At 36.1% G+C, this 25,786-nt stretch carries 24 protein-coding genes and 1 tRNA gene; 3 read left to right on the top strand and 22 right to left on the bottom strand.

Annotated features, from left to right (window positions below; genetic code table 11):
• Positions 1-40: 40 nt before the first annotated feature.
• The 4 genes from AAHB15_RS13345 to AAHB15_RS13360 form a co-directional block, all read right to left on the bottom strand.
• Complete coding sequence (locus AAHB15_RS13345; RefSeq protein WP_342042586.1) at positions 41-1,066, bottom strand: tetratricopeptide repeat protein; 1,026 nt, start codon at positions 1,064-1,066, stop codon at positions 41-43.
• 597 nt (positions 1,067-1,663) lie between these two features.
• Positions 1,664-2,485: an ATP-dependent DNA ligase gene (locus AAHB15_RS13350; RefSeq protein ID WP_342042587.1), complete on the bottom strand. Its 822-nt coding sequence runs from the start codon at positions 2,483-2,485 to the stop codon at positions 1,664-1,666.
• Positions 2,486-2,939: 454 nt separating this feature from the next.
• The gene (locus AAHB15_RS13355) at positions 2,940-5,450 is read right to left on the bottom strand and encodes a TIR domain-containing protein (protein WP_342042588.1); all 2,511 of its coding nucleotides are present in this window, start codon (positions 5,448-5,450) and stop codon (positions 2,940-2,942) included.
• A 596-nt stretch (positions 5,451-6,046) separates the two neighbouring features.
• A complete protein-coding gene (locus AAHB15_RS13360; RefSeq protein WP_342042589.1) occupies positions 6,047-7,732 on the bottom strand; it encodes a GmrSD restriction endonuclease domain-containing protein in 1,686 nt (561 codons plus the stop codon).
• A gap of 390 nt (positions 7,733-8,122) precedes the next feature.
• On the opposite strand from AAHB15_RS13360, the gene AAHB15_RS13365 reads away from it, so the two are divergent.
• Together AAHB15_RS13365 and AAHB15_RS13370 are read left to right on the top strand one after the other, a co-directional pair.
• Positions 8,123-8,683, top strand: a complete 561-nt coding sequence (locus tag AAHB15_RS13365) for a recombinase family protein (RefSeq protein WP_342042591.1) — start codon at positions 8,123-8,125, stop codon at positions 8,681-8,683.
• A gap of 253 nt (positions 8,684-8,936) precedes the next feature.
• A complete protein-coding gene (locus AAHB15_RS13370) occupies positions 8,937-9,959 on the top strand; it encodes a DUF3231 family protein (RefSeq protein ID WP_342042592.1) in 1,023 nt (340 codons plus the stop codon).
• A gap of 891 nt (positions 9,960-10,850) precedes the next feature.
• On the opposite strand, the gene AAHB15_RS13375 is transcribed toward AAHB15_RS13370, so the two are convergent.
• The 15 genes from AAHB15_RS13375 to AAHB15_RS13445 form a co-directional block, all read right to left on the bottom strand.
• Positions 10,851-11,642 (bottom strand): hypothetical protein, encoded by a 792-nt coding sequence (locus AAHB15_RS13375; protein ID WP_342042593.1) that lies wholly within the window; start codon positions 11,640-11,642, stop codon positions 10,851-10,853.
• A 71-nt stretch (positions 11,643-11,713) separates the two neighbouring features.
• The gene (locus AAHB15_RS13380) at positions 11,714-12,376 is read right to left on the bottom strand and encodes an HNH endonuclease (protein ID WP_342042594.1); all 663 of its coding nucleotides are present in this window, start codon (positions 12,374-12,376) and stop codon (positions 11,714-11,716) included.
• On the bottom strand, positions 12,366-12,761 hold the full coding sequence (locus AAHB15_RS13385; RefSeq protein WP_342042595.1) for a hypothetical protein: 396 nt from the start codon (positions 12,759-12,761) through the stop codon (positions 12,366-12,368). The genes AAHB15_RS13380 and AAHB15_RS13385 overlap by 11 nt, the downstream gene beginning before the upstream one ends.
• A 63-nt stretch (positions 12,762-12,824) precedes the next feature.
• Positions 12,825-13,052, bottom strand: coding sequence for a helix-turn-helix transcriptional regulator (locus AAHB15_RS13390; RefSeq protein ID WP_342042596.1), 228 nt, complete (start codon positions 13,050-13,052; stop codon positions 12,825-12,827).
• A gap of 556 nt (positions 13,053-13,608) precedes the next feature.
• The gene (locus AAHB15_RS13395) at positions 13,609-13,866 is read right to left on the bottom strand and encodes a YolD-like family protein (RefSeq protein ID WP_342042598.1); all 258 of its coding nucleotides are present in this window, start codon (positions 13,864-13,866) and stop codon (positions 13,609-13,611) included.
• 259 nt (positions 13,867-14,125) lie between these two features.
• Positions 14,126-14,932 carry a radical SAM protein gene (locus AAHB15_RS13400; protein ID WP_342042599.1) on the bottom strand — a complete coding sequence of 269 codons (807 nt, stop codon included), beginning with the start codon at positions 14,930-14,932 and terminating at the stop codon, positions 14,126-14,128.
• Positions 14,929-15,687 (bottom strand): hypothetical protein, encoded by a 759-nt coding sequence (locus tag AAHB15_RS13405; protein ID WP_342042600.1) that lies wholly within the window; start codon positions 15,685-15,687, stop codon positions 14,929-14,931. Before AAHB15_RS13405 ends, AAHB15_RS13400 begins: the two co-directional genes overlap by 4 nt.
• Before the next feature lie 334 nt (positions 15,688-16,021).
• Positions 16,022-16,999 (bottom strand): tyrosine-type recombinase/integrase, encoded by a 978-nt coding sequence (locus AAHB15_RS13410; RefSeq protein WP_342042601.1) that lies wholly within the window; start codon positions 16,997-16,999, stop codon positions 16,022-16,024.
• A gap of 122 nt (positions 17,000-17,121) precedes the next feature.
• A tRNA-Arg gene (locus tag AAHB15_RS13415) sits at positions 17,122-17,198 on the bottom strand.
• A gap of 101 nt (positions 17,199-17,299) precedes the next feature.
• Positions 17,300-17,812 (bottom strand): metallophosphoesterase family protein, encoded by a 513-nt coding sequence (locus AAHB15_RS13420; protein ID WP_144564349.1) that lies wholly within the window; start codon positions 17,810-17,812, stop codon positions 17,300-17,302.
• Positions 17,809-18,420, bottom strand: a complete 612-nt coding sequence (locus AAHB15_RS13425) for an XTP/dITP diphosphatase (RefSeq protein WP_342042602.1) — start codon at positions 18,418-18,420, stop codon at positions 17,809-17,811. The genes AAHB15_RS13420 and AAHB15_RS13425 overlap by 4 nt, the downstream gene beginning before the upstream one ends.
• 192 nt (positions 18,421-18,612) lie before the next feature.
• A complete protein-coding gene (gene rph, locus AAHB15_RS13430; RefSeq protein ID WP_144564353.1) occupies positions 18,613-19,368 on the bottom strand; it encodes a ribonuclease PH in 756 nt (251 codons plus the stop codon).
• Between the two features lie 104 nt (positions 19,369-19,472).
• A complete protein-coding gene (locus AAHB15_RS13435; RefSeq protein ID WP_446715868.1) occupies positions 19,473-20,534 on the bottom strand; it encodes a GerMN domain-containing protein in 1,062 nt (353 codons plus the stop codon).
• Between the two features lie 120 nt (positions 20,535-20,654).
• Positions 20,655-21,449, bottom strand: a complete 795-nt coding sequence (gene racE / locus AAHB15_RS13440; RefSeq protein ID WP_335571907.1) for a glutamate racemase — start codon at positions 21,447-21,449, stop codon at positions 20,655-20,657.
• A gap of 16 nt (positions 21,450-21,465) precedes the next feature.
• Positions 21,466-21,915 carry a MarR family winged helix-turn-helix transcriptional regulator gene (locus AAHB15_RS13445; RefSeq protein WP_098526912.1) on the bottom strand — a complete coding sequence of 150 codons (450 nt, stop codon included), beginning with the start codon at positions 21,913-21,915 and terminating at the stop codon, positions 21,466-21,468.
• A gap of 243 nt (positions 21,916-22,158) precedes the next feature.
• Between AAHB15_RS13445 and AAHB15_RS13450 the strand changes: the two genes are divergently transcribed.
• Positions 22,159-22,458 (top strand): HesB/YadR/YfhF family protein, encoded by a 300-nt coding sequence (locus AAHB15_RS13450; protein ID WP_335571908.1) that lies wholly within the window; start codon positions 22,159-22,161, stop codon positions 22,456-22,458.
• A gap of 234 nt (positions 22,459-22,692) precedes the next feature.
• Here the strand turns inward: AAHB15_RS13450 and AAHB15_RS13455 are convergent, their stop codons facing one another.
• From AAHB15_RS13455 to AAHB15_RS13465, 3 genes are all read right to left on the bottom strand, one after another.
• On the bottom strand, positions 22,693-24,549 hold the full coding sequence (locus tag AAHB15_RS13455) for a PAS domain S-box protein (protein WP_335571909.1): 1,857 nt from the start codon (positions 24,547-24,549) through the stop codon (positions 22,693-22,695).
• Between the two features lie 256 nt (positions 24,550-24,805).
• The gene (gerE, locus tag AAHB15_RS13460; protein WP_007087335.1) at positions 24,806-25,030 is read right to left on the bottom strand and encodes a spore germination transcription factor GerE; all 225 of its coding nucleotides are present in this window, start codon (positions 25,028-25,030) and stop codon (positions 24,806-24,808) included.
• Positions 25,031-25,197: 167 nt separating this feature from the next.
• Entirely contained in the window at positions 25,198-25,785 is a 588-nt protein-coding gene (locus AAHB15_RS13465) for a class D sortase (protein ID WP_335571910.1), read from the bottom strand.
• Position 25,786 lies beyond the last annotated feature (1 nt).

Here is a 25,786-nt window from a genome sequence, read left to right on the forward strand (position 1 = left end):
TACATTATAACATAGGTTCGCCTTCTTTCAACAGCAAGACCTAAATATTAGGATAAGAATTTTTCTCAATTGTCTCTATTTGCACTCTAGCATTTTCAATTTCAACGGGTTCAGCTCCGTAATTTCGTGCTATTTTGCTAATTTCCGCGTCCATTCCTAAATATTCTTGCACGAGCATATCATAAGCTGCGGCCCAGGCTTCTGCGGAATTCGGCTCGAGTTCAAATGGATAACTAATTAAAAATGTTCTCTCTACGATACTAAGGGCATTTTCATATAGACCAGGATTGTTACTTTCTAAATGTTGTGCTAGTAATTCCTTTACTGCTAGCATTTTGGGCTGCTCTCTTACTTCAGGGAGCTCTTTAGGAATGACCTTTTTTTCGAGCGCAAATTTCTCTACTATTAGTTCTCGATCTATTTCTTGTTCTCTTAATAGATTTAGTACAAGCGTTTTTATAAATGGATGTCCCGCCTCGAATTTTAAGTAGTCAGTGATTTCATCTAGATAGGGACGGATGTTTTTATCGGCCAGATCCGCTACTCTGTTCATTTGATCCTTAATATCATCGATTTCGAGTAGATTTAAGGCCGAAACATCAGAGTCTGCTTCTTCCTGTTCATTATCTTGCTGTTCACGACCTTCTGCCATCCGGCGGCTAAATTGCAAGATTGTTAAAAAATGGTCATGTTTCTCAGGTGGGATTTCCTTTTCATCTAAGAGTGCTTCAATGGTTGTCACAATTTCCCGATATTCGTGCAGCTGGATAAGGACTGTCAGATACAAGTCGACCATCTGAAAATAGTCGCCGATTCCTTTTAACAGCATCTCATTTGCGAGTACCTTTGCTTTTTTAAATGCTCCTGCTTCAAAATAGGCAAGGACAAGCCCAATTATGGTGTTTTCATTATCTGGATCGAGCTCCCGTGCCTCTTCTAATAGCGGAATCGCTTCATGAAATTTTTTCTTTTCCAGGCTTTCCAGACCTTTGTCTGTTAATCGTTTATCGAGTCCGGGAAAGTAGATTATATTGTCTTTTCGTTTTACTCGTTCCCGCTTTTTCATAGAATCCGTCCTTCAATGTGTATTGAAAAATAGTGTAGCATACTTAGGATAAAGAACAAAAGCGCAAGCGCCTTGGTCAGCCCCGATATAGGGCGACTTGTCGACTGGCCAGTGAAAGCAAGGCCAGAGACTAGTCGCCCTTAATGCGTACAGAAAGCAATAGCTTTCTGTAGCCAAGCATAAGACGAGCCGGCCGAAAGGTTGCTTTTTTAACCTTTTGGACGGATTGGCTGTAGACCATCGAGGGGCTAGGCGCTGGAGCTGGACGTGTCTAAACCTGTAAAAAGTTGTCTACAAGTAGTAAAGCTATAATTTCCTAGACAAAAAAAAACTCACCACGATGGTGAGTTGAGTATTTGGTATGTAGTTTTAAACATGGTACAAGAAAATGGCGTCCCAGGAGAGATTCGAACTCCCGACCGTACGCTTAGAAGGCGTATGCTCTAAACTGCTACAAACCGCTATATGAACGCATTTTGAAACTGGCACTGATACGGTCATTTGACGAACTTTCGACCGTTTCATTATAACATGGTTTATATTAGGAAGAAAAGCCGCTAAATTACAATATTAAAGTAATAAAAAAAAGAGTGGACGTCAAATCCACTCAACAAAACTTGGAAGACGTAATAAGCCTGCCTTTGTTAAATTACGATATTTCACACGACACTTAAGGGGTTCAATAAACGTAAAATCTTTTTCTTCACGGATCATCGGCTTCACATAGACGTCCCTTCGTGCAGCTTCAGGAACACCGAGTTCCATTACGCCAGCATAACGTCCATCCTCGAATGCCAACAGAAAGCCGAATTTCTTTGGTTGATTACGATACCCAACGACATATGCATCTAAGTATTGATAGTTAATTACCTTCAGCCACGAATTTGAACGTTTGCCGACTTCATAACGTGAATCCTTACGTTTTAATACAATACCTTCAAGCGCTTGCGCTTTAACAGCGTCAAAATAAGCTTCGCCATTCCCCTGAATGAATTGAGTTTTTGCAATCAACGTATTATCCTCAGGCACTATCTCAGCAAGTATGTCCTTACGTTCAAGTAATGGTAAGTTTGTGATCCGTTCACCTTTGTGCTGGATCACGTCAAAGGTTACGAAGGTAACTGGTGTCTTATCTCTAGAACTCATAAACCGACTCATTACGGCTTCAAAGTCAGGTTTGCCAAATATATCACTAATGATTATTTCACCATCAAGCACGGTACCTGGCGGAATGTCTAAATTGTGAATTTCGGGGAATTTCGATGTAATTTCATTATTGTGTCGTGAATACAAACGTGCTTTTCCTGCCTCATCTACAGAATATATTAAACGGATGCCGTCAAGTTTAAGCTCTGTGATGTAATCATCGGAACTGAAAGGTTCCTTCGATTTGTGTAATAGCATTGGAGATATAAACATAGTTACCACCTCTTCTACTATTCTAACAGAAAGGAATTGTAAGTTTAATGGAAACTATAGGTTTTAGCATCTGACAACTTTCGAGAAAGCCAACTCTTTTTTACATGGAGATAACGTACGTTTTATCCTTGTTTAAAATAGTCAAAAATTGTATTTTAAAATATGAGGAAGCTATGAAATTGGAAAAAAAGACGAAAGATATAACACCATATACCGCTCTTGATTCATTCTAAATAAGTTCATCTTCAGTTTACACTTTGACTAAATATCAATTTATGTGATTTATAACATAAAAAATGACCGCCATTTAGACGATCATCTTTTATTAATGTAACGCGACATTTGTTGAAACCTTACTTTGCGAATGCAAAATGGAGCAAAAACATAATCTCCATGCCATCGTGTCTGATTTACCAGATTGCATATGATATTTGTTTTTAATAGAAAGGATTAATTAAAAACCATTAATTTGAACAAGCTCGTATTTACTTATCTTATTTTCAAGTAACCGTTTAGCAGTTTCTGAAGTATTAATAACCTTTACTATTGCTCTAGCTTTTGAAATTTCGCCAGTCGCAGCAGTATAAGCTGCTAAACATTTTAAATAATCGCGATGATATTTACTACTTGGGTTACCATGGAGATTTTTTATCGCTTCTAAAGTAGTCCTTAAATTATCAATTTTATTTAACTTTTCGTACACATCAAAAGTTGCTAGAAGGACAAATATATCTTTAGGATATAAATATGCCTTTTCTTCAATCAAAAATTCCGCATCATCTAAATTATCATTAAAGTAGACATTGAACTGTATATCCATTACTAAAGACATACTTTTTGCTTTTTCAGAATCAATCTTTCTTATATCTTCTAATAATAATTCGGCTCGCTCTTTTCTCTCTTCAAAGCTTAACGTGTCCCTTCTTCCGTAGGACAAGCATTGAAAATATGCTTGTATGTGATACTCATTACTTCTATTTGATTCATAATTTTCCTTTGCTAAATTCAAAGCTTTATCATATTCCTCATTGTTATTATATACAAGAACTAACTCTCTTTTAGCTCTTCCAAATTTAGGTCTTTCTTCAAGAGCTTTCAATAAACTATTGATTGCTTCTGTATCCCGTCCTACATGTCTATAATAAAAACCAAATAAAAAGTTATGTTCAGGTCCATTAATTTTTTGAACTTCTTCTTTAAATCTTCCATCTTTTAACCTTGCCAATGAAGAACATAGGTAATAACGTATTTCTCTAGCTATATGCTTATCCATAAACTCTTCATTTATTAATATTCTATCAGCTAATTTTACTACGTCTTGATCCCTATCTCTTCTATCATATAATTCTTTCATTGACTTTAAATAATGAGACGGTATTAGATATCTACTATCTATTTCACTATTCACACTAATTGCTTCTCTTAAAGAATAAAATACATCTGATACATCTCTATCATTCAATTTATCAAAATTATTCATAAACGCTTTAACATGATCATTTAAAGCCTCTTTAAAAAACTCTCCCATTTCAAATTTTTGTCTTTGAACGTAATTTTTAATGGCAGAATTTAGACATAGGTACTCTCCATTTATACCTAAATTCTCGCAAATTCCATTTGTAATGAATTCCTCAATAAGAATTTTATGCTCATCTGAACCGTTGATTATTTCTGAAAGCATGCTATAACTAATAAAATCAAATGTTGCTATTAATGCTAATAGATTATAAGCCTTTTCATTTTTATCATACCGTGATACCAACCTTGATACTTTTCCATCAGAAAAATCAGTAATAATAGATGTATCCCTTTTCAACTCTGTAATACTATGATATTTTATGTAATCTGCTGTATAAATTATTTCCTTTGGTAAGCCTGAGAAAAAGGTCGTAACAAATTTTATCTCCTCTTTGCTTAATTTTAAACCTAAAATTCGTATGTACCTAGTAAATAAACGACTTCTTTCACTATCAGGAAGTTCGGGAACATGAACAGCGTGGATAGACTCAGCTTTAGCTAAATCTTGAAATCTTGTTCTATGTTTACTTACAACGCACAAAGACATCCCATTAGATGAATCACTAAGTTTATTATTCAATTTTATAAACCATTCACTTATAGTTCTCGTAGGAGAAACTATAGCTCCTTCATCTACAATTAACAAAATATCTTTCGAATTCTTCATCTCTTTTATCAATTTAAATGCAATTTCTACTTTATCATCCTGAGATAATTTCATAAGAGGTTGGTCTAAACTATTATCCGTTTCATAACCTAAATCATCTAATAATAATATTAAATCTTCAATACTTTGATGCGCATCTAAAACAATTGTAGGCATAAAATAACTTTCAATCATTATGCTCGATTTTATAAGGCTTCTTCTCAATAAAGATCTTCTACCAATTTCATTTAATCCTGATGCTATTAATGAGGTTGGGATGGGTTTATCAAATGAATCCATTCTTTCTTCAATATTATCAATAAGATCATTTCTACCCGCAAAGAACGTATTCTTTTCTTTAATTTTAGGGTTTTTTTCCCATATTAATTCAATGTATTTATTGTGTATTTTTCTTGCCGCAACCGCTGATCGAGAAATATATCTAATATTATATTTTTCTCTCATCCAATCAGGGATTCTCTTATCTTCATGGGTTATTTTTTCATCAATAATTATAGGATATATTTTTTTTAAATCACTATTATCAAATAAATCTTTGGCTTCTAAAATTTCTTTTTTAACCCACGGAGAATTTAATGCTGTATCTGATATAAATAGAACAAAAATCTCTGTGTTTTCTAACCATTTTGAAATCTCTTGAGATGTTTCTTCACCTTCTTCAAAAGTTTTTGCGTCATAAACAAATTTATCTGGACCTATCAATTTAGTAAGATTTTTTACAACGTTTTCAATATAAAATGTCTTATCCTTGCTGCTATGAGATAAAAAAACCCTCTTCATACCTAGTCTCCCCCAATTAAATCTATTTGTCATAAATTTACTTTTTAACAATTTTACCATATTTTCTTTGTCATGAATTTATTTTTTAACAATTTTACCAAATTTTATATATAATAATTAAGTGGATGAAATTGTTTTTCACATTAAACTTAAATTATATTTTCCTGGTTATATTGAACATAAAATCATTAATTAACACCTGCCTCGGTAGTTTAATAACACCCTCGATCTTTCTGATTCCGAAAAATATTTTTTGATCAATTTGGCGATTTCAATCGACTGATTTTATCGAAACGCACCTTTCATTACAATTCGTCAAGGATTCGAGATCTGACCCTCAGATGTACGTTACAACAGGCATAGTTCGATATGGCATCAGGGCATTGTTCGTGATAGGGTACCTCGCCGAATCTTAAAAATGGACAAACAAAAAGCGAGCCAACAATAGACTCGCCAGTCACGGAATTAACATCATTTCGTTCAATGAAAAATGGTTTAGGGAAGTCAATATATTTGTATTCCTCCAAGACTAATATTGTCTGTTATATTTTGAAAATTCATTTGATTTTAATTCCTGAAAATTTTCTCTTGAATTTTTATAAATTTAAATTCATTTGTACATATTGATTATCGTTTTTTTTCTGATTCTTTATATTGTGCAGGGGATTTTTTGTAACATTTTTAAGTTCCTCCAGATCATCGCACAATTCCATTGCTTTTCTTAATATTAACTTCTTTCTTGCTTCAATGAATCCTTCATAATTATTTTCTATAGCACATCTATAGGCATCTTCATCTATAAAATTACTTAATAAAATATCATGTAAATTACTACCAAGCCTCTCTTCTACCAATAAGAAATAATCACTTGGAGCCTTGTTGGATATTGCTCGGTTATTACCTAGATTTAGCATGCAAATGTTTGCGTGTTGATTTATCTGGCTACTTTCATAATTTCTTTTCTTTAAATAACTTTTCGGAAAAATATGGTGAAATTCATTTTTATTCACTAATGCCAAAACTGAATCAATGTTAATACTTGCCCCATCCAGTAAGCTTTTAGGATAATTATTCGCCAAAATAAGTGAGAAGGTTTTGCTTACTGAATTCTTTAATACAAATGAACTCTCGATAAACTCTTTATAATAAATTCCCTTGTTAATTGATAATGTCTCTATCTTCCCTGTGGCGAAACTTCTTATTGTACGTAGTTCTGCATTCAACTGTCCGTTATTAAAGGAAGCAAAATACCTTGTTATAGAGGTTCTCCAAAACCATTTTTTTATCTCCTTTCTTTGATCTACCGTTGGTGACGGGCAAAGATTAAATATTTCTACTAAGAATGTTAATTGTAACGAGTACGGCAAATATCCATGACTAGGTACGTGTAACTCAGTTGTAATAAAATCTACAGCATGCAAATATGCTTTTTTACATTTTTCAGCAATGAGCTTCAACTCATCTGATGAACGATCTCTTAACTTATTTATATCTTCCTTAGTAACACCTAATCCTGCGCATGTAGAAAGATTTCTTAAAATTTCTATTTCTGGTACAGCTTCGAAGTTTTTTTCTTCTAAAAAGCTCCTGACCATATTTATTGTATGGGTTAAATCAAATTCTCCACTCCAAGTTGCTGCTCTCATTAAATCTACCATTGTAAGCCTTCTACCCGTGCTATTTATCCGTTCAAATATAGGAGCAACTTCATCAAGGCTCATATCTCCTATTTTTACTGATGCCATTTTATAATCCTTAATGGAATTTAATAATTTTTGAGCATTTGTTGTATATAGGGCTTGCTTAGGATGACCTACAAACCTTGAACATTGATTAATAAAATCCATTGTATCTAAAAGCTTATTTAGCTTAAAATATTCAATTTTTTCATTGTCTGGGTCATATAAAAATTCCTCTTTTTCTAAGTCAAATACTACATTCCAAACACTGTTTTTATTTTGTCCATCCCAAAATAGTATCCCACATAAACTAGATAGTCGTTGCTGTCCATCTAATAAATAATTTGTAGGATATTCTTCCTCTAACTCATTAATCTCTAAATCTGCAATACTTCTTTCGCTAGCTAACTTCTGTCTTGTCAACCATAGTAAGATACTCCCGATTGGGTATCCTTTATATATACTATCCATTAATTCTAGTATATTGTTCTTAGTCCAAACAAAGGGTCTTTGAAATTTTGGTAATTTTATATGCCCTTCTTTTACTAACCTCACTAGAACCTCTATTCTCTCTACTTCTGGCTTTGGTTCATATTTTCCCATCAGCATGGCTCCTTTAATAAAAGCTAATTCTTTCCATACAACTAAATTATACAACCTTTTATCCCGTTGTCTTCATCCTTTTAACAAATTTTCCTAATTTTCACGCATCGTTTACTTTACGTTTTTTTCTCTCTTATCTGCTTCCTCTATTCCCTCGTCAAAGTTTCGAGATTTGAAGTCCATGTGTGTCTTACACCAGGCAAGTGCCGATATTCATATGGGACCTTTGTTCGTGATAGGGTAGCCCCCTACCTGTCCTAATATAATTCCTACTTATACCCCCTTAAAGTTTCATAACCTTTAAGTATTGACACCGATTTCCAGAGTCAGTATTATCAAGGTATCATTAGGTGTCATAACTTAGATTCATAAATAAAGGAGGGAAAACCGATGAAATACGGTTATGCCAGGGTTAGTACAGTGAATCAAGATTTGGAAGCACAGCTACAGGCGTTAAAGAATGAAGGATGCGAAGTTATCCATTCAGAAAAGTTTACAGGTACGAAGGCAGATCGTCCGAAGTTTAAGGAAGTACTTTCAAAGCTGGAATCAGGGGACACTTTAGTTGTTACGAAGTTAGACCGCTTTGCACGTTCTACCGTGGATGCAATCAACACAGTAAAAGCACTTTTTGAACGTGGTGTTAAGGTACATGTCCTAAATATGGGCTTAGTAGAAGACACGCCTACTGGAAGGTTAATACTAACGATTATGAGCGGATTTGCAGAGTTTGAACGTGATATGATCGTTGAGCGAACTCAAGAAGGCAAAGCGATTGCAAAGCAGCGTAAAGATTTCCGAGAGGGTCGACCTAATAAATTTACTAAGAAGCAAATCGATCACGCTTTACACCTGTTAGAAACCCACTCTTACACGCAAGTTGAGGATTTAACTGGAATATCGAAGAGTACGTTGATCCGAGCAAAAAAGAAGTTACAATCGGCAGAATAATGTAGAAATGTTTCTCCTGTAAATGCCTTTGCCAGATATGGTAAAGGTTTTATCCTATTTATATGAATTCGCTTATTTGACGTTTGGTAGTGCCATCCGAACAGTTGATGTTTCCTAGAGTGTTGGATCACCATTCCGAGTCCCCAAGGTATCGAAGGTGTTCGTATATGTATTTGGTCATCTTAGGCTACATAAAAACAAGTTTATTCGAAAAGAATATACCAATATATATTTTTTTGAAGGAGTTCGGAATATGACTGAAAACCGTATTAGCCTAACATCATCAGAAATCGCTAGTACTTGGACTGGCTATATGAACGATAGTATGGCTAAGTGCATTCTTGGATATTTTCTAGTACATGTTGAAGACTCAGATATAAGGCCTATTATACAGTTTGCATATGATCTTACAGTTTCTCATATAGAAAAACTAACTCATCTTTTCGAAGAAGAAGATTTGCCATTACCAACAGGATTTACTAACGAAGATGTCAATTTAAATGCTCCTCGCCTATATACTGATTCATTTATGCTGACTTACATAAACCACATGGCAAAGGCTGGGTTACTTGCTTATAGTGGACTCGTTTCCATGAGTGCAAGAAAAGATGTAAGGGGTTATTTTATGGAAGGACTAAAAGAAACGTCCGATTTATTCGACAGAAGTTCAGATGTCGCACTTTCTAAAGGATTGTTTGTAAGATCACCGTATATTGTATACCCAACAAAGACTGATTACGTAGATAGCAGAAGTTATTTAAGTGGTTTTTCTCTTTTCAGTAAGCAACGCCCTTTAAATACAGTTGAAATAGCTCATCTTTATATGAACATTCAAACCAATTTAATAGGTAGTCATCTTTCTATTAGTTTTGCTCAAACATCACCGAGAAAAAATATACAAAAGTGGATGCTAAGAGGTAACGATATTTCAAAAAAGCATGTGCAGATTTTTTCTGCAACTCTACTCGACAATGATATACAACCACCAGTTTCATCAGATGTTGCTGTAACAAATTCAACTACACCGCCATTCTCAGACAAACTAACCATGTCTCATATGGCATTGTTAAGTGCGACTGGTTCAGGAAATTACGCAACTGCAGCGGCGGCAAGTCAAAGAACAGACCTTTTTCTAAATTATGAACGCTTATCGCTAGAAGTCGCTCAGTATGCAAAGGACGGAGTTAACATCATGATTGATAACAAATGGCTAGAACAACCACCTGGAACTACCGATAAACAAAAACTATCCCAAACAAAAGACACCGAATATTAAAGTTTATGGCTGATACTTCAATAAGAGTGTCGCCTTTTCTTATTTAGGGATACGACAATTTAGTCTAGTTACTGTCACTGGATTTCTGGTCGGTATTAATTAACGTCATATCCATCAGTGTATTAAAGCACGGTAGATATCTCGAAACCCAGTTTTAACAACGCTTTATCGTAATAAAGTAAGTTAAGTCGCCTCCTGAAGTTTTACCATAAGTGACGTTTTCAATGTCATAATGTCAAGTATTTTTACTTTACAAAATCACTTCCAATCGCTGGAATATCAACGTTTTTGAACAGCTGCCCATAGACCCTGGAGTTTTCCAGAAACAGTCATTTTCAGTCGTGATGCACCAGGCGTATTTTCGTCAATAGCTAACCCAAGTCGTCCATTTATACGGATACAGGGCGTAATCAACTGTATTCAGAATACAAATACGTTTTAACCGTAATGGTTAACTCCATTAATTCGGTTAACTTCATTCTTTAACTTCTAATCGGGTTAACCGTATTCTATTCAATAACGTAATTATCGTTTTTCGTGTTAACGTATAATCGTCAAAACGTATAACCTTCGCTTCCGCTCAGTTGAATCCTGCTTAGCAGTCTTCCCATTTTAAACCATAACGGTTATTATTTTTGATGTTACTAAAGCTGATAAGCTTTGGTTACATCCTGAGCCGTTAGGCGAAGGTTATTGCGTTTTTTACGCTTTTTAGTCAATACCATATCTCCCGTTTGCTAGAATGATAATTACGTATTGTCTAAGATAAAGAAGTAATTTTAGCGTAAAAGCACCTCAAACCGTTGTGGCTCTAGGCGCCAAGGCACTTTTCAAAGGTATCAAAAAAGACACCCATTTCGCTATTTTGGTATCAAAAAAGACACCTATTTATCATTGGCCATAAGGTGTAGATGCAAACAAACCACGTAAAGTGTCGTCTGGCTTCCCCTTCTTACGATAGAAAACATAGGGATTCAAAGTGAAAATGTGGTCACGTTTATCATCCTGGCGAATTGTCTCCACAATAATACCTATTTTTCGTAACTTGTCCAATAACTTGGACGCTTTCTTTTCATCCATATCGACCAATATCGCAATCTGAGTTTTGTTTAGAAACTTGATATTCTCTGGCTCAGTGAACGGATCAGCACAAATCATATTAGTATCATAATGAACATAAGGTAACAGCTTGTACAGAAACCCTAATTCTGACGCCGTCAACTTATCTGTTAGCTGTTTTAATGTGGTGGTGAACAACTTGATAACTCGATTATGATTAGGTTGATGGCGGAAATGGAAATCAGGATTTACATAAAATTCTCCATTATCTTTGAAGATGATTCCGTTACTTATCATCGCTGCCCAGAACCTTTGAAAGGTCGGTTTAGATATTCCCAATGCTTTCTGCATCTCTTTTCGATCTAAAGCTAACTTTCCCGTACCATACTCCATATAGCACTGTAGTATTAACAGATATCCGCAGTCGACTGTTTTAACTTTAGAAATAACATTTTTGATGTTCTCCATATCTGCAAACGAGAAATGGCGATTATCTTGATGGTAATACTGAATGCGTTTATATGCCTCGTCTTGCTTTTTGGAACGTAAGGAATACTCTGAAATATCATATTCTTGTCCTGTAGTTAGATCAACAAGTGCAAATTGTCTGTTGCTATTAGTCATTATTATTTCTCCTATTCTGGTATTTTATAAATTTAAAAGCGGTTCTGCATTCACAGATACCGCCTTCAGCTTCAAATCTTATTCAGACTCATCGCCATCTCTTTTTCCTTTTTAAGCCAATCCTCCCTTAACACTAATGGATCCTTTTGCATTATCCTTTGTAAAGTAGAGCCACTAATGCCCTTAAATTTAGCTATTCTTTCATGATTCATCCCAATATCAGAGAGGACTATAGCTTCTAGTGAATCAATCTCGTTTAGTTTTGGCTTTGCCCCCCCTCTATACTGATGCCCACTTATTTTCGTATCTTCATTATTCTCCTTTGGAGTTCCTGGCAATAGATGACTGGGATTTACACACCACGGATTGCTACATAAGTGGCGAACGTGAAATCGACTAGGGACACAAACACCGTGAGTAATCTCATACGCAAACTTATGTGCATTGACGGTCTTCCCGTTATAATTGAAGGTACCATACCCATCTGAGGTCTTACCCGCTATCCATTCCCAACATTCATCTGGGTTTCCCCTATCGACTTTCGACCAAAACCGTTCTTCATCTGTCTGCTTCCATTTTGTAACTCCTTCAAGTACTTTGTTGATCTGATACTCTGTAGTTCTATATTCAGTTGCTAACTGCTTAATCGAGGATTTCTCAGTTGCATACTGTTTACGTGCCTCTTGAATTTGCTTCTCTGATAATTTGTTCTTACGTTGAGTACTATTTTTCATCTTTATCCCAACCTTCTTCCTTTACTTTGGTTAAAAAACGACCAATTCGTATATCATCTTTAATTCTTTCTAACCTTCTTTGTATAAATCGTTCAAATCTATGAATATCTCTCAATTCATCCTTGGGACCAAGGATCGCTTTCTCCGTCCATAAGTCAACTATAAAACCGATACTACGCAAACACAGTTCTGCCAAATCAATTTCAAAATCTATCATTCTTTGAGCAGCTGCTAAATCACGACAGATAGATATTGCCCACATTTTCTGATTATAAATAGCTTCAACAGCTTTTTCGTCCTGATAGGTGTATTCGAGTAAGTGGTGTAAACGATCCAAACCAACCAAATCTTTCTCATTAAAATTTGCGCTCTCTAAAATGTTCATTCTGTAATACCTCCAAAGTTTAATAGATTTAATACCTAGATTTTCAAAATAGATAGAAACGTTTTATTCCACTATCTTGTTCTGCAGATACTGAATATCGATTAAGATCGCATCTGTAATCCCTACTGCTCGTTTGAACTTCATAGCGAATTCAGGCGTAATCCTGTTCGTTTCTTTCTCAACCGCAGATACTGAACCAGCGCTTACGTCCATGCGCTTTGCTAGTTCACTTTGCGTCCAGTTCAGGTACGCCCTTACGATTCTTACTGTTGAAGCTGTGACTAAACCCATTCAATCTTCACCTCCTTAAAAGTTTTTGTCATACTCTTGTTGCTTTCATCTCTAAAATAGGGGATATAGTCATCTATCATAGATACGGAAATAAAAAAATTTTAAAAAAAATGCGTTGGCCGTATTTTCCGTTTTGTAATGTTTATAAGTAGTAGTTTTACAAGGATTGTAATTTTGACCGTTTCTCATTCGCCCATCACCTCCTACCTTCATATGTAGATACGGGTCCAAATCGTCTCCAGCGCCGAGAAAAATCAAAAATCTTATTTTTTTTTGATCCGACTATCAATCTTGGTTACTTCATATATAGATAAGGGTCAGAAATGTCGTCAGTGTCGATTTTTTTATATTTTTTTGTTTCGTCCAATCCAAACCACCTCCTTAGTCATATATACAATAGGGGTCTCAACCGAGCAGAGTGGAATAGAAAATAAAAAATGCAAAAAAAAAAAACGCAACCTAAATGGCTGCGTCTGCAATTAATCTAATTAACATATTTCAATAGACTTCAGGATTTTTCATACGGTTAATTACGACAGTTTTACGATCTATATCGTTAATCTACAGAAACTCCGATGATATCCTCAAATTTAATCCGTTCAAATTCTCCAAGCTTTATTTCGATATGTACCTCATGTGAAATCGGATCAACGCGATAGACGGAACCGACAACAACAGTAGTAAATCCATCTTTCCATACCTTTAGCTTTACGGCTAAGTTATACTCCATCGCATAACATATCCGTTGGTCGAATTCGTCCATTTCGTACTCATCGATTAACGGCTTCGATTGGCGTTCCTGGTCCTTAAACATCGAATGCTAACGGTAAGAACGATGCAGGCTGCCATTTTAATTTACCAAGGTCTCGAATAGTCATTAAGGTCATCTCCTTCGATATTATTATAAACGAACAAACGTTCCCTTTAGAAATAAAATAAAAAGACCACTAACATAGCGGTCCTTAGTTTTTCTTATTCAATTAAAGCTAACCGATGTTAAAGTAATATGATTGATTCACCATCTCATTTTATTTCATCACAATAAAAAGGTTCCAAGAAAATGAGGATCTCATTTATACATAACGACTTATTGTTTTAGGATTAATGGTCTCATTAAGTCTAGAGAGTTTTTCAGCCACATCAATATCAAAGATTGAACAAATGTCTCTGTAGTCCCCTTCTAAACTATTCGTATAAATCTTTCCTTGCTCATCACAGAATATATAGCCACTCACCCTATCGCTATATTTAAATTTTTCAATCTTGAACTTCTTCTCTTCTTTATCCAAAAAGGTTAATGCATTATCAAAATCGTCATCACTTATTTCAAACGTATCTTTTTTCTCTTTAGCAGAAGATAAAGGGAAAAATTGATATATACTCCAACTATCTATATTTTCAAACTCCAATAAATATCTATACAAATCATAAATATAATCACTGTTTTGCTTAGTTAATATAGTATTTATTTTAATCCTAGTATTTGACTCTTTTAATTTTTGAAGAACTAAATTAACCTTATTAAATAAATTTTTTGATTTCCTCATATTATTATGTTTCTCTCCGATTCCATCTAAAGAGATTCCAATTAAATCTACATAATTTTCGATAAAGGAAAAATCACTTTCAGTTATTGAAATACTATTTGTATCTACTTGAGTAAATAGCCCATTTTCTTTTGCAAGTATGCATGATTTTCTAAAACTACCTTTACTAAAAGAATCACCTCCACCGAAGGTAATTACATCAAATTCCAATGATATTGCTCTTTTTACTACCTCATATGTTTTGTCTTGTATTTTTTTATGGTGAAAATTCACATAACAAAAATCACAAGTTAAATTACAGCTCTGATTATATGTGAGTATTATTCTTTTCATTTTTCTATAACCTCTTCAAATGATTCAGAAAGTCTCCAACAATTGTTGAAATGACTTTTTAATATGTTGTAATTTCGGTTATCACACTTGAATTCTATAGCAATAAAATTGTTTTCTATTCTGTCTGTAGTTTTACCCAAATGATATGGGTCATAAATCATATATTTATCTGTAAAGAATAATGAACAATAAACCTGGTCAGTAAACCTAATTTCTAAGTTCTCATATTTATTATTTAAAATTATCAGACCTTCTATATCCAACTTTCTATCAACCCCGTCAATATTGTTCAAATTATTTCTAACCAGTTTATTTTTGCTATAGGGATCAATAAGTAAAACCTTAAAATGGACTCCTCTATTTAGTTTTTCTTTAATATTCTTCCAATGTCTATCTGTTGGAATATCTAAGTATGATTTACCTGTTTCAGCAATTAAAAACATTTCGTTTGCCTCATCGATAGCCTTAGCAGTTTCTGAATTTCTTTTATTTTTAGATTCATAATTATCCATAAAGTAATGATTTGAAATGCCATTTCTCTCTAATTCTTTATTTTTTTGCTCTCTATTAATTGCAGACTTAATTATTGGGTTATACTCTTTATTTTTAATAAAAATCTCAAGTAATAAAATAACGATTGAGACAATTATTACCCACCCATATAAATTTTTACTTGTTAGAATATTAATAATAACTACTGAAAGACCAAATAATATTAATTCTAAAATCTTGTTATATCTATAAAAATTACTCATATTTGTCCTCACTTTTTTTGTTTTGGCCCTAATCTGAAAACTAATTACTATTTTATATAACACTTTAAAAAATATCTTCTATAAGCTAGGTTGATTATACTATTATTCTTTCATTTAAAATAAAATTATTAAAGAAGTCAAATATCTCAGCTCTTTTTTATGCGCATATAAAAAAAATTCACAAAAAAGTTATTAAGTCTTTTGAGCATTATTCCAAAATTTTTGAACACAGAATAGATCCCTCCTTAATAGATAGTTACTAGTTGCACAAAACTGTGCAATTTATTTAACAAGAAAAAACGCCACCCGTTAAGGTGACGCCGCACTAATTCTACTATAAGTATTTTCGCAGGTTCTCCGCTACTTCTTCCTTATCCAGGTGTAAGTACTGTGTTGTGACCGCCAGATTACTATGACCAAGCGCTTTTGATATTTCAGCAATATTTGCTCCCTTATTCAATAGAGACTTAGCAAAACCACGTCTAAGAGCATGCGGATTAATATTAGGTAAACCAAACTCCTTAGAGTACTTATTTAATCGCTTCTGGATGTTGTTATGGGTTGGGCTATTGGAAATGACCCCGCCTTGTTTCGTGATAAAAACGTAATTATTCTGTACTCCGTATACTTGCCTTATCGCATCATTCTGGCGTACTAGCACGCTTAATAAACGGTGTAATGTATCATCAAATGGCAGAAGTAACTGGTCGTGGTTTTTCATGATAGAACCATCAAGTCTCAGTAATTTATCCGTGAAGTCTATATGTCTTTTCTCCAGGTGGACGATTGTATTAACACGTATACCCGTTTTAAACATCAATAAAGCCGCTGTAGCGTCTCGTAATTGGACAAAGTCACCTAAGTCTAACAAAGATAATAACGTTCGAATTTCACGCTCTGTGGCTCCTTCCTTAACGTGACTATCAACTCGAATTGTTATCGGCCTCCAAAACTGCGTTTCAATCCATCCATTACTAAAACAACGGGACAAGAACGCCTTCAAACATTTTAGGCGTATTAACTTAGTTTGATTACTGACTCCCATTCGGGAAAGCCAATCGTAAATTGATTCCGCCTTTATGTCGTCTAAGAATGTTAGTTTCGTCTTCTCAGCGAAATGATTTACTTGAATCGAATAATCGCTAATTGTCCTAGGGCGATTACCACTGATCTGCATTTGGCGAGTAATCGTTGCAAGCGCCTTATTAATAGTCATTCGGTCTAAATTGACCGTTGTACGTGGGGGAGGATTTTCGGAGAATAAACCGCTCAAATCATCTGAAACCGATAGAATGCTTTTCTTTTTCGTCATAACAAAAAACCTCCTAAAACGTTAATGAATTATCGAGTGTAATTCGGCATTTGACCGATGCACTGACCGTTTCATTTGACGTCCTAGAAGGCTTATATATAGCGGTTTATTACGTATGTAAATGGCGTCCCAGGAGAGATTCGAACTCCCGACCGTACGCTTAGAAGGCGTATGCTCTATCCGGCTGAGCTACTGGGACATTTTTTATTATTAAAGACAATATTTATTATATTATCCTAATATCTAAAAGTCAACAGCTATTTCCTTTTTTCATAAAAAGGGGGAAGCCCCCCTCTAAGTTTAAAGAGTAAATTCTTGCGCTAATTTTGTAAGTTCACGGCCTGAAGATTCAAACACTGACATGTTGATTTTATCAGATTGTAAATCAAGAATCACATATGTCTTTTCAAGACGCTCGCGTGGGAGGCGGATGCTGCCTGGATTGATAAAAAGCGTGCCGCCAACCACTTCTGCTCCTAAGACATGCGAGTGTCCAAAGCAGACAATATTAGCATGAACTTCCTCGGCTTTGTATTTTAGATTCATTAATGTCGACTTTACTGAATAACGATGGCCATGAGTGATAAAGAACTTTCTACCTGCTACTTCAGTTGTTGTCTCCAATGGGTACTCGGCGCCAAAATCACAATTCCCCATGACCGTTAAGTAACCAGAGATTGATTGATCAGTTGGCATCAATTGTGAATCACCGCAGTGAATCATTAAATCGACTTCACTTAAGTGACGTTCCCTGATGATTTCAAGCTCCTTCGTTAAGCCGTGACTGTCGCTGATAATTAATACCTTGCTCATGACTTATCAGCTCTTTCTAAAATGGAATCTAACTCGACATCGAGTTTTTTAAGTGCATTCGCTCGGTGGCTGAGTTTATTTTTTTCATCTGAAGATAATTCTGCCATTGATCGGCCTTTTTCTGGTACGTAAAAAACTGGGTCATATCCAAAGCCATTTGTTCCGCGGCGCTCCTCGAGTATCCGGCCTTCACAGGTGCCTGACACCGTTTTAGTCTCTTGACCAGGAACCGCGATTGCGAGCGCACAATAGAATCTAGCGGTTCTCTTCTCGTCAGGAACACCTTTTAGTTCTAATAACACTTTGTCTGTGTTATTCTCATCGTTCTTTGGCTCACCAGCATAGCGGGCGGAGAAGATTCCTGGTCTGCCATCCAGTGCATCAACCATTAGCCCTGAATCGTCGCCAATGACCATTTTATTTAGTGCGTGAGAGACGGCCTCGGCTTTGAGGATGGCGTTTTCTTCAAAGGTTGTTCCCGTTTCCTCCACTTCTGGTATTTCGGGGAAATCTAGTAATGTTCGAACAGTGATCCCTCTTGAGGAAAATATTTCCTCGAATTCTCTTGCTTTTCCTTTATTTTTAGTCGCTATAATGACTTCTTTCATATTATCGCCTCTATTTTATTACAGTGTTTTTTTAAAAATTTGACAGTAAATTAAGCTTATGCACCAGTAAAATCTTGTTATCCGCCAATAAACATCACTTATACGCCAGTTAACTCCGCTTATTATCCGCCAGTAAACCCAACTTATCAGCAAATTAACTCATCCATCCAAGCGGAAACTCATTCTACCGACTTATTTCTTCCTTCGACTCTCGATTTTTTTAATAATATCCTCACCCAACGCTGCCTTCTGCTGTTCAAATAACTCCATGAGCCCCTCTTGTGCGGCATGCAGCAACCCTTGTAATTGGTCGTAAGAGAAAGTGGACTCTTCACCTGTTCCTTGCAGCTCAACAAATTCTCCATTCCCTGTCATGACTACATTCATATCCACTTCAGCCTTGGAATCTTCCGCATAGTTTAAGTCTAACACGACCTTACCACCCGATAGGATCCCTACACTAGTTGCAGCTAAATAATCAGTAATTGGAAACTTTGAAAATGACCTTTTCTCTGCTAATGAATTTAGAGCCAGAGTAAGCGCCACAAACGCACCAGTTATCGAGGCTGTCCGTGTCCCTCCGTCCGCCTGAATGACATCACAGTCAATCCAGACCGTTTTCTCACCAATCGCACTAAGATCAACAATCGCGCGAAGCGCACGGCCTATCAGGCGCTGAATCTCCATCGTCCTGCCGGAGACCTTTCCTTTCGAGGATTCGCGAATGTTTCTTGTTTCCGTTGCCCTTGGAAGCATGGAGTATTCCGCCGTGATCCAGCCTTTACCTTCCCCTCTCATAAAGTGAGGAACCCGGTCTTCAATACTAGCTGTACAAATGACCTTTGTATTTCCGACCGAAATAAGGACAGAACCTTCTGGATGCATTAAATAATTGGTTTCAATATGTATAGGCCTGAGCTGCAATGGCTCTCTTCCATCAACACGCACATCATTTCCTCCTTAAGCTGATCACTTTTTTTCAAATAAAGAAGAGGCGGCATAAGAAGCCAACCTCTTTCATGGTCATTATATAGTATAACAAAAATGTTTTTTTAATAACTACCTGTATTGACTTTTTCTGGACGTGTTACTGGTTCAGACACCTTTTTACCTTTATCATTCTTAATGTCTACTTTCCCCTCAACCTCGACTGCAACCTTTTCTACACCCTGCTGCTCCGTTAGAGACAGCACGAGCGTATCTAGTAAAGATTGAGAGATTTCTTTTTCCTTAAAGCTGTCATAAATATTTTTATTAAAGTTTAACGTTAACGTACCGTTTTCATATTTAGGGGTGTCAAGAAGCTTCACATCTGACATAAATTCAGATACAAGAGTTGATTTCTCACTTGGTCCTTGAATTAATTGATTAACGATCGCGGCATAATTGTCCTTTTCCGTATTGCTAATCCGGCGGGTTACTGGCACGTAATAATAAGAGCCCTCTTCACCACCTATATAGTAGACAGTTACCGGTTTTGTATTTGTAATATCAGCGACATCTGAAGTATCTATATTAATTCCGGTAGCCCTTGATAGATTTTCACTAATTGGTGTTCCGCTGACAGGCATTTCATTTAGGTCATGGCCGTTCATTTGAAGCTTGACCGATTTAATATTATCAAATTGCGTTAACGTCCAGGTGACAGATTGAAGGATTTTCTGCTCATCCTCTGGCTGATAATTCTTGAACTCTTTTGAGAAGTTAACGGTTGCGACCCCATTATCTTTATTAATGTTGACCGATATATCTGTATCTTCAGGAAGGACCGCTCTAAAATCATTTGGAAGCATGTTTGTCACAGGACCATCTGCCACTAAATACTCAAGGGCTTGTTTAGCTACTGAAGTAGTTTTTGGAAGTGCTAGAGTTTGTGGTACCACATAGCCATCCTTATCAATCAAGTAAAGTTCAGTTTTTACCGTGTCTTTTGCTGCCTCTTTTTCTTTCACTGTGGTTTCCTTACTAACCGGAACCGTTCCTTCCTTAACAGTAACCGTTTTTGGCGGATCAATTTTCTTCTGCGTTTCGGTGCTAAACAATCCGCAGCCTGATAGTAAAACCGTTGAAGTTAACACAGTCATACCAATTATTTTTACTTTATTTTTAAACACATAATTCCCCCCTAAGACAGTTTGTACTATCATGTATACGAGCCCTAAAAAAAAATAGACCGCCTTAACCAATAAAAAATTTTTCCCATTAGAAAAGGAGCCCCTAACCGGGAGCTCCTTTTAAAGTTTTATTTTATTTACATTGTCGACATGGGTGCCGAGCCACTGGGACGCAATTTTCGAGAAAATCCATTTAGAGCCTGTTGTATAATATTCGTGCTCTGGTTCTTCTTCACAGGTGTCAAGCAAATCGTTATATTGGAGAATAGCGCTAACTTCTCGTGCCGTTTCGTCCCCTGAGCTAATGACATGTACCTTTTCACCCATTACATTTTTAATAAGGGGTTCGAGCAATGGATAATGGGTGCAGCCCAATATTAAGGTATCTAAATTTTGATCCAAAAGCGGTTGTAAAGATTCATCTACGATTCTCTCAGCAATTGCTCCGGCGTATTCGCCGCTTTCAACAAGAGGGACAAATTTTGGACATGCATGACTAGTGACAAAAAGCCTGCTGTTGAGCGATTTTAGAGCTTTTTCATAAGCCCCGCTTTTGACTGTTCCGATGGTACCAATTATCCCGACCCGGTAGTTTTTTGTCCGCTTAATGGCAGCTCTTGCCCCAGGATTAATAACTCCAATAACCGGAATCCGTAATTCCTTGCGTATTTCATCCAGTGCAGCAGCGGTAGCTGTATTACAGGCGATTACAAGCATCTTAATATTTTTTTCTAATAGGAAATTGGTCAATTCCCAAGTAAACCTTTTTACTTCCTTCCGTGATCTTGGACCATACGGGCAGCGCGCTGTGTCGCCCAAATAAATAATTTTCTCATTGGGAAGCTGCCGCATCATCTCTTTGGCAACGGTTAGTCCACCGACACCAGAATCAATAACACCAATTGGTTGTTTCAAAAATTCTCGCCTCTTTTTAACGCATTTCTTGATGCAGTTTGCTCAAGCTGGATTGTAGAAGTAAGATTTGTTCCATCGTATAATTTTTTAACATCTCTTCCAAATATGCTTGACGCTTCTTAATAACTTCATCAATGATTCTTTTTCCTTCTTCTAGTAAGTGAATTCTGACCACACGCCGGTCGCTTGGATCTTTTACCCGCTCAACGAGTACATTTTTTTCCATCCTGTCGACCAAATCTGTCGTGGTGCTGCAAGCCAAATACATTTTATTTGAAAGCTCGCCAATGGTCATGTCTCCGTCTTCAAACAGCCATTGCAAGGCCACGAATTGTGGAGGAGTAATTTTATATTGACTTAACATTTCCCTGCCCTTTTGCTTAATGATACCAGAAATATAACGTAAGTCTTTTTCAATATTAGCGATCATATCCACTGTAACTTTTTGTGGGTTTTCGAGTTCCATTTGTATACACTCCTATATTTTGCTTCTCCTCAAGACGAATCTAGATAATAACCGCGGAACCAAGCTGAAAGTCTTAAAGCTTGTACTTATTTTCTACTTTTTCTGCTAAAATTTCAAGCTGAAACTCTTTTTTCAACACTCCTGAAAAGCTATTAATTGAATCAAATGCTATAATAAATTAATTTTAACAGATTAGTTCATAATATGTTCATGTCTGAATTTTAAAACAAAGGTGAGAAAAATATGGAAATAGGATTGAGTACTGCAGCCATACAATGGTTTAAGGATGAAGTAGAGTTGAAAAAAGGAGATAAAGTAAGGTTTTATGTTAAAATTTACGGAAGCAGCCCCGTTCAAGAAGGGTTTTCACTTGCATTTACCGTCGATAACGAGCCAATAGACATGGGCGTTAAGACTGAAAAAGAAGGTCTGACTTTCTTTATTGAAGGCTCCGATTTATGGTTTTTTAATGGACATGATCTTTTTGTGGATTACAATAAACAGGTAGATGAATTAGAATTTAGTTATACCTTACCAGGGTAAGAAAAGCGGAAGCGCCCTGGTCAGCGGCGTATGGCCTGGAGCGCTCCAACTGAGATAAAGGAAACACGAAGAGCGTTAGCGATTCGATGTTGACTTATCGTAGGGCGGAGCGCGAAGGACACTAGCTGCTAGGGCGCTGGAGCTGGACAATTCTCAAAGTCATTCTACATTACCCTAAAATCCTAATGAAAACCGGCATCCTAACTCGATGCCGGTTTTCATTTCTACGTATTATTAATGGAGCCTTTCACTCGCAATCGGTAATATCACTTCTATCATAGTCCCCTGCTCATCGCTCCAAATGTTGATCGTTCCACCATGGTTTTCGATAATTTGTTTAGAAATCATGATACCAAGTCCAGTGCCGTCCTCTTTTGTTGTAAAAAATGGCTCTCCCACACGTTTTAGGATTTCAGGTGACATCCCAAATCCAGTGTCCTTAAAGAAAATTTTCACCATATTACAACCGTACTGCTTTACTTCAATCGTGATAAATCCACCTTGGGGCATGGCTTCAACTGCATTTTTTAAAATATTAATAAACACCTGTTTTAGCTGATTCTTATCACTATTAATAGTAAAATTTTGATAATTATATTTCGTCTCAATTCGAATTCCATTTATAACAGCCTGAGTATCAATTAATGTCTTGACATTCTCTAGCAGGGTGATGAGGTCAATTGGTCCAAATTTTAATTCATGTGGTTTGGCCAGGACTAAAAGCTCGCTTAGGATCAATTCAATTCTGTCCATTTCTGATTCAATAATATCGAAGTAAGATTTATTTCCTTCACCTTCAGACTCCATTAACTGAAGAAACCCTTTGATTGCGGTAAGTGGGTTTCGCACTTCATGAGCAATTCCAGCAGCCAGTTGTCCTGCCACGTTCAATTTTTCGGAGTTAAGCAAAAGTTCGTGCGTCTTTTTCCGTTCCGTTACATCCCGTATGATGATATGTCTTGCAGGGATATTTTGGTAAAAAGTAGGAATTCCTTTCACTTCAGCAACAAAGAGTGTGCCGTCTAAACGCAGCAATTTATACTCGATAAAATCAGTTATAGTTCCTTCCATTACCATGATTTCCCGCTCTCTAGCAATCTCGTGAAAATCAGGATGAATAATTTCTCCGATTGACTTGTTTAGAATATCCTTTTTATCCTTTGCCCCAAATAACCTAGCACCAGTATCATTTATAAAAAGAATCTCAGAATCTTTCGCAATAATAACGGCATCAGGTGAATGCTCTACTAAATCGCGATAGGTCTCTTCCCGTCTTTTAGCTTCTTCTTCACCCTTTTTCCGTTCTGTTACATCTCTTATGACACTGACAATCTCTAAAACATGAAGGGTATCATGGGCGATGATCGGTTTACAAAGCGATTCCACCCACAAATATTCTCCGCTTTTTTTCCGGATACGGTAGCAGTCTCGTCCACTTTCTTGGCTGTCGAGCACCATTTTCCGGCTCTGATAAGCTTTTTCAACATCATCTGGATGGACAAATGATAATAAATTTTCTTTTATTATTTCATTTTGCTCATACCCTAGAATATATTCACAGGAAGGAGATACGTAAACAATTTCCCCTTGCAAATTCGTACTCACTATGACATCTAAAATATTATCTGTTAATACACGCTGCATCTCTTCAATTTTTCTTATTTCTTCCTTTTTTCTTTTTAATTCGGTAATGTCTTTCCCGACTGCTCTGACCCCGACGATTTGGTCATCTTCACTGATCGGGATAAACGTTATATTTAAATCAAGGATTTGGCCGATGTTAGTAATGATTTTCGTATCAAAGTTTGAAAAACGGCCTACTACTGCATTACTAAAATGATGGAACACCTTATTGATATGGTCGATTGGAAAAAGAAATTGAAGTCTTAACTTGTCCGTTTCCGCATGTGAATAACCTGTTAATTGTTGAAATGCCGGATTTGATTGAACAACATGCCCTTCTATATCCAATACAAAAATGCCATCTTCATTGCAGGAAAATAGCGTCTCATATCTGCTGTGGTTTTCTTCCAAATATTTTAATAAAAGCATTCTTTTTTCACTTTTAATCGCTTCAACAGGACTGTTCATCTTTCTCTTTCCGTTCCTTTCTCCCATGATAATGCCTATATTACCATTCTAACTTTCATTGTAAGTTTTACTGATAAAACTTTCAATAGATTTCTACTATTTTCCATTAACTTATGTTATCTTCCAAACCAGCCCAACAAGAAAGAATTCACCGGACTTTTACAGAGAACAACCCGTGGATAAAACAGATTTTATTTTTCTAAAAAAACTTTTTCCTAAAAATGAACCGGCCTCCAAATGGAAGCCGGCCACATTATTAAAGTTCTAGCTCTCCCATTCGAAGGAGCTCTACAACAGCTTGTGAACGCCCCTTAACACCAAGCTTTTGCATGGCATTTGAAATGTGATTCCTAACTGTTTTTTCGCTTATAAATAATTCACCAGCGATTTCTTTCGTTGTTTTGTCTTGTACTAATAATTCGAATACTTCTCTTTCCCGTTTGGTGAGTAATGGCTTGTGATTATAATCATTCTCCTTCAAGTATTGTAACCCTCCTTGCCTTCGCCAGTAATGTATCGTGGGATGGGTATATATTTAGTCACAATATCTTATGTAAACGATACAAAGGAGTGACTATATTTAACCTAAAGGAGTGGGTTTTTTATGAAATAATCACAAAATTATTCCAACTTTTTATTATCCTTTGTTTAGGAGCCAATTATTTTTGCATAAATGATATATCGTTTTGGTGCATTTCCAACATAATGAAACGGATAACACGTTGTCAGGATTAATTCTTCCTGCTGTTTTTGTAAGGTAATAACGGTTTTATCGTTTGATTTAACAATTTTAGTATGAGTGATTTCGTATGTGTAGTTCCCGTACGGCATCTGAATCTTTAAATGATTACCTATTTTTAACTCGCCTAATTTTCGAAAAACCGTATCGCGATGGCCCGACAAAACGATTTGCCCCTTATCACCCGGAAAATAAGAGCCTTTATAATGGCCTACTCCCTTTTCAAGATCATCAGGGTCTGTCCCTTCCACAATGGCCAACTCCGCTTTAATTTTTGGAATGCTTAGAATTCCTATGGTGTCTCCTGTTGTGGGAGGAGTACTGTTGTCTAATCTCTTCTTATCCGCAGCAACCGGCTGTTTTTGGCTGATGATTTCCTTCGCTTGCTGGAGAGCCGTAGTGGATTTTACTTTTGTATGAGCATATTGCCAAACACCGGCACCCACGAAAATGAGGCCAATGATAATTAGAAAAAAGGAGAATTTTGTTTTCACCATG

Source organism: Bacillus sp. OTU2372 (genome assembly GCF_038440275.1).
GTDB lineage: Bacteria > Bacillota > Bacilli > Bacillales > Cytobacillaceae > Neobacillus > Neobacillus bataviensis_B.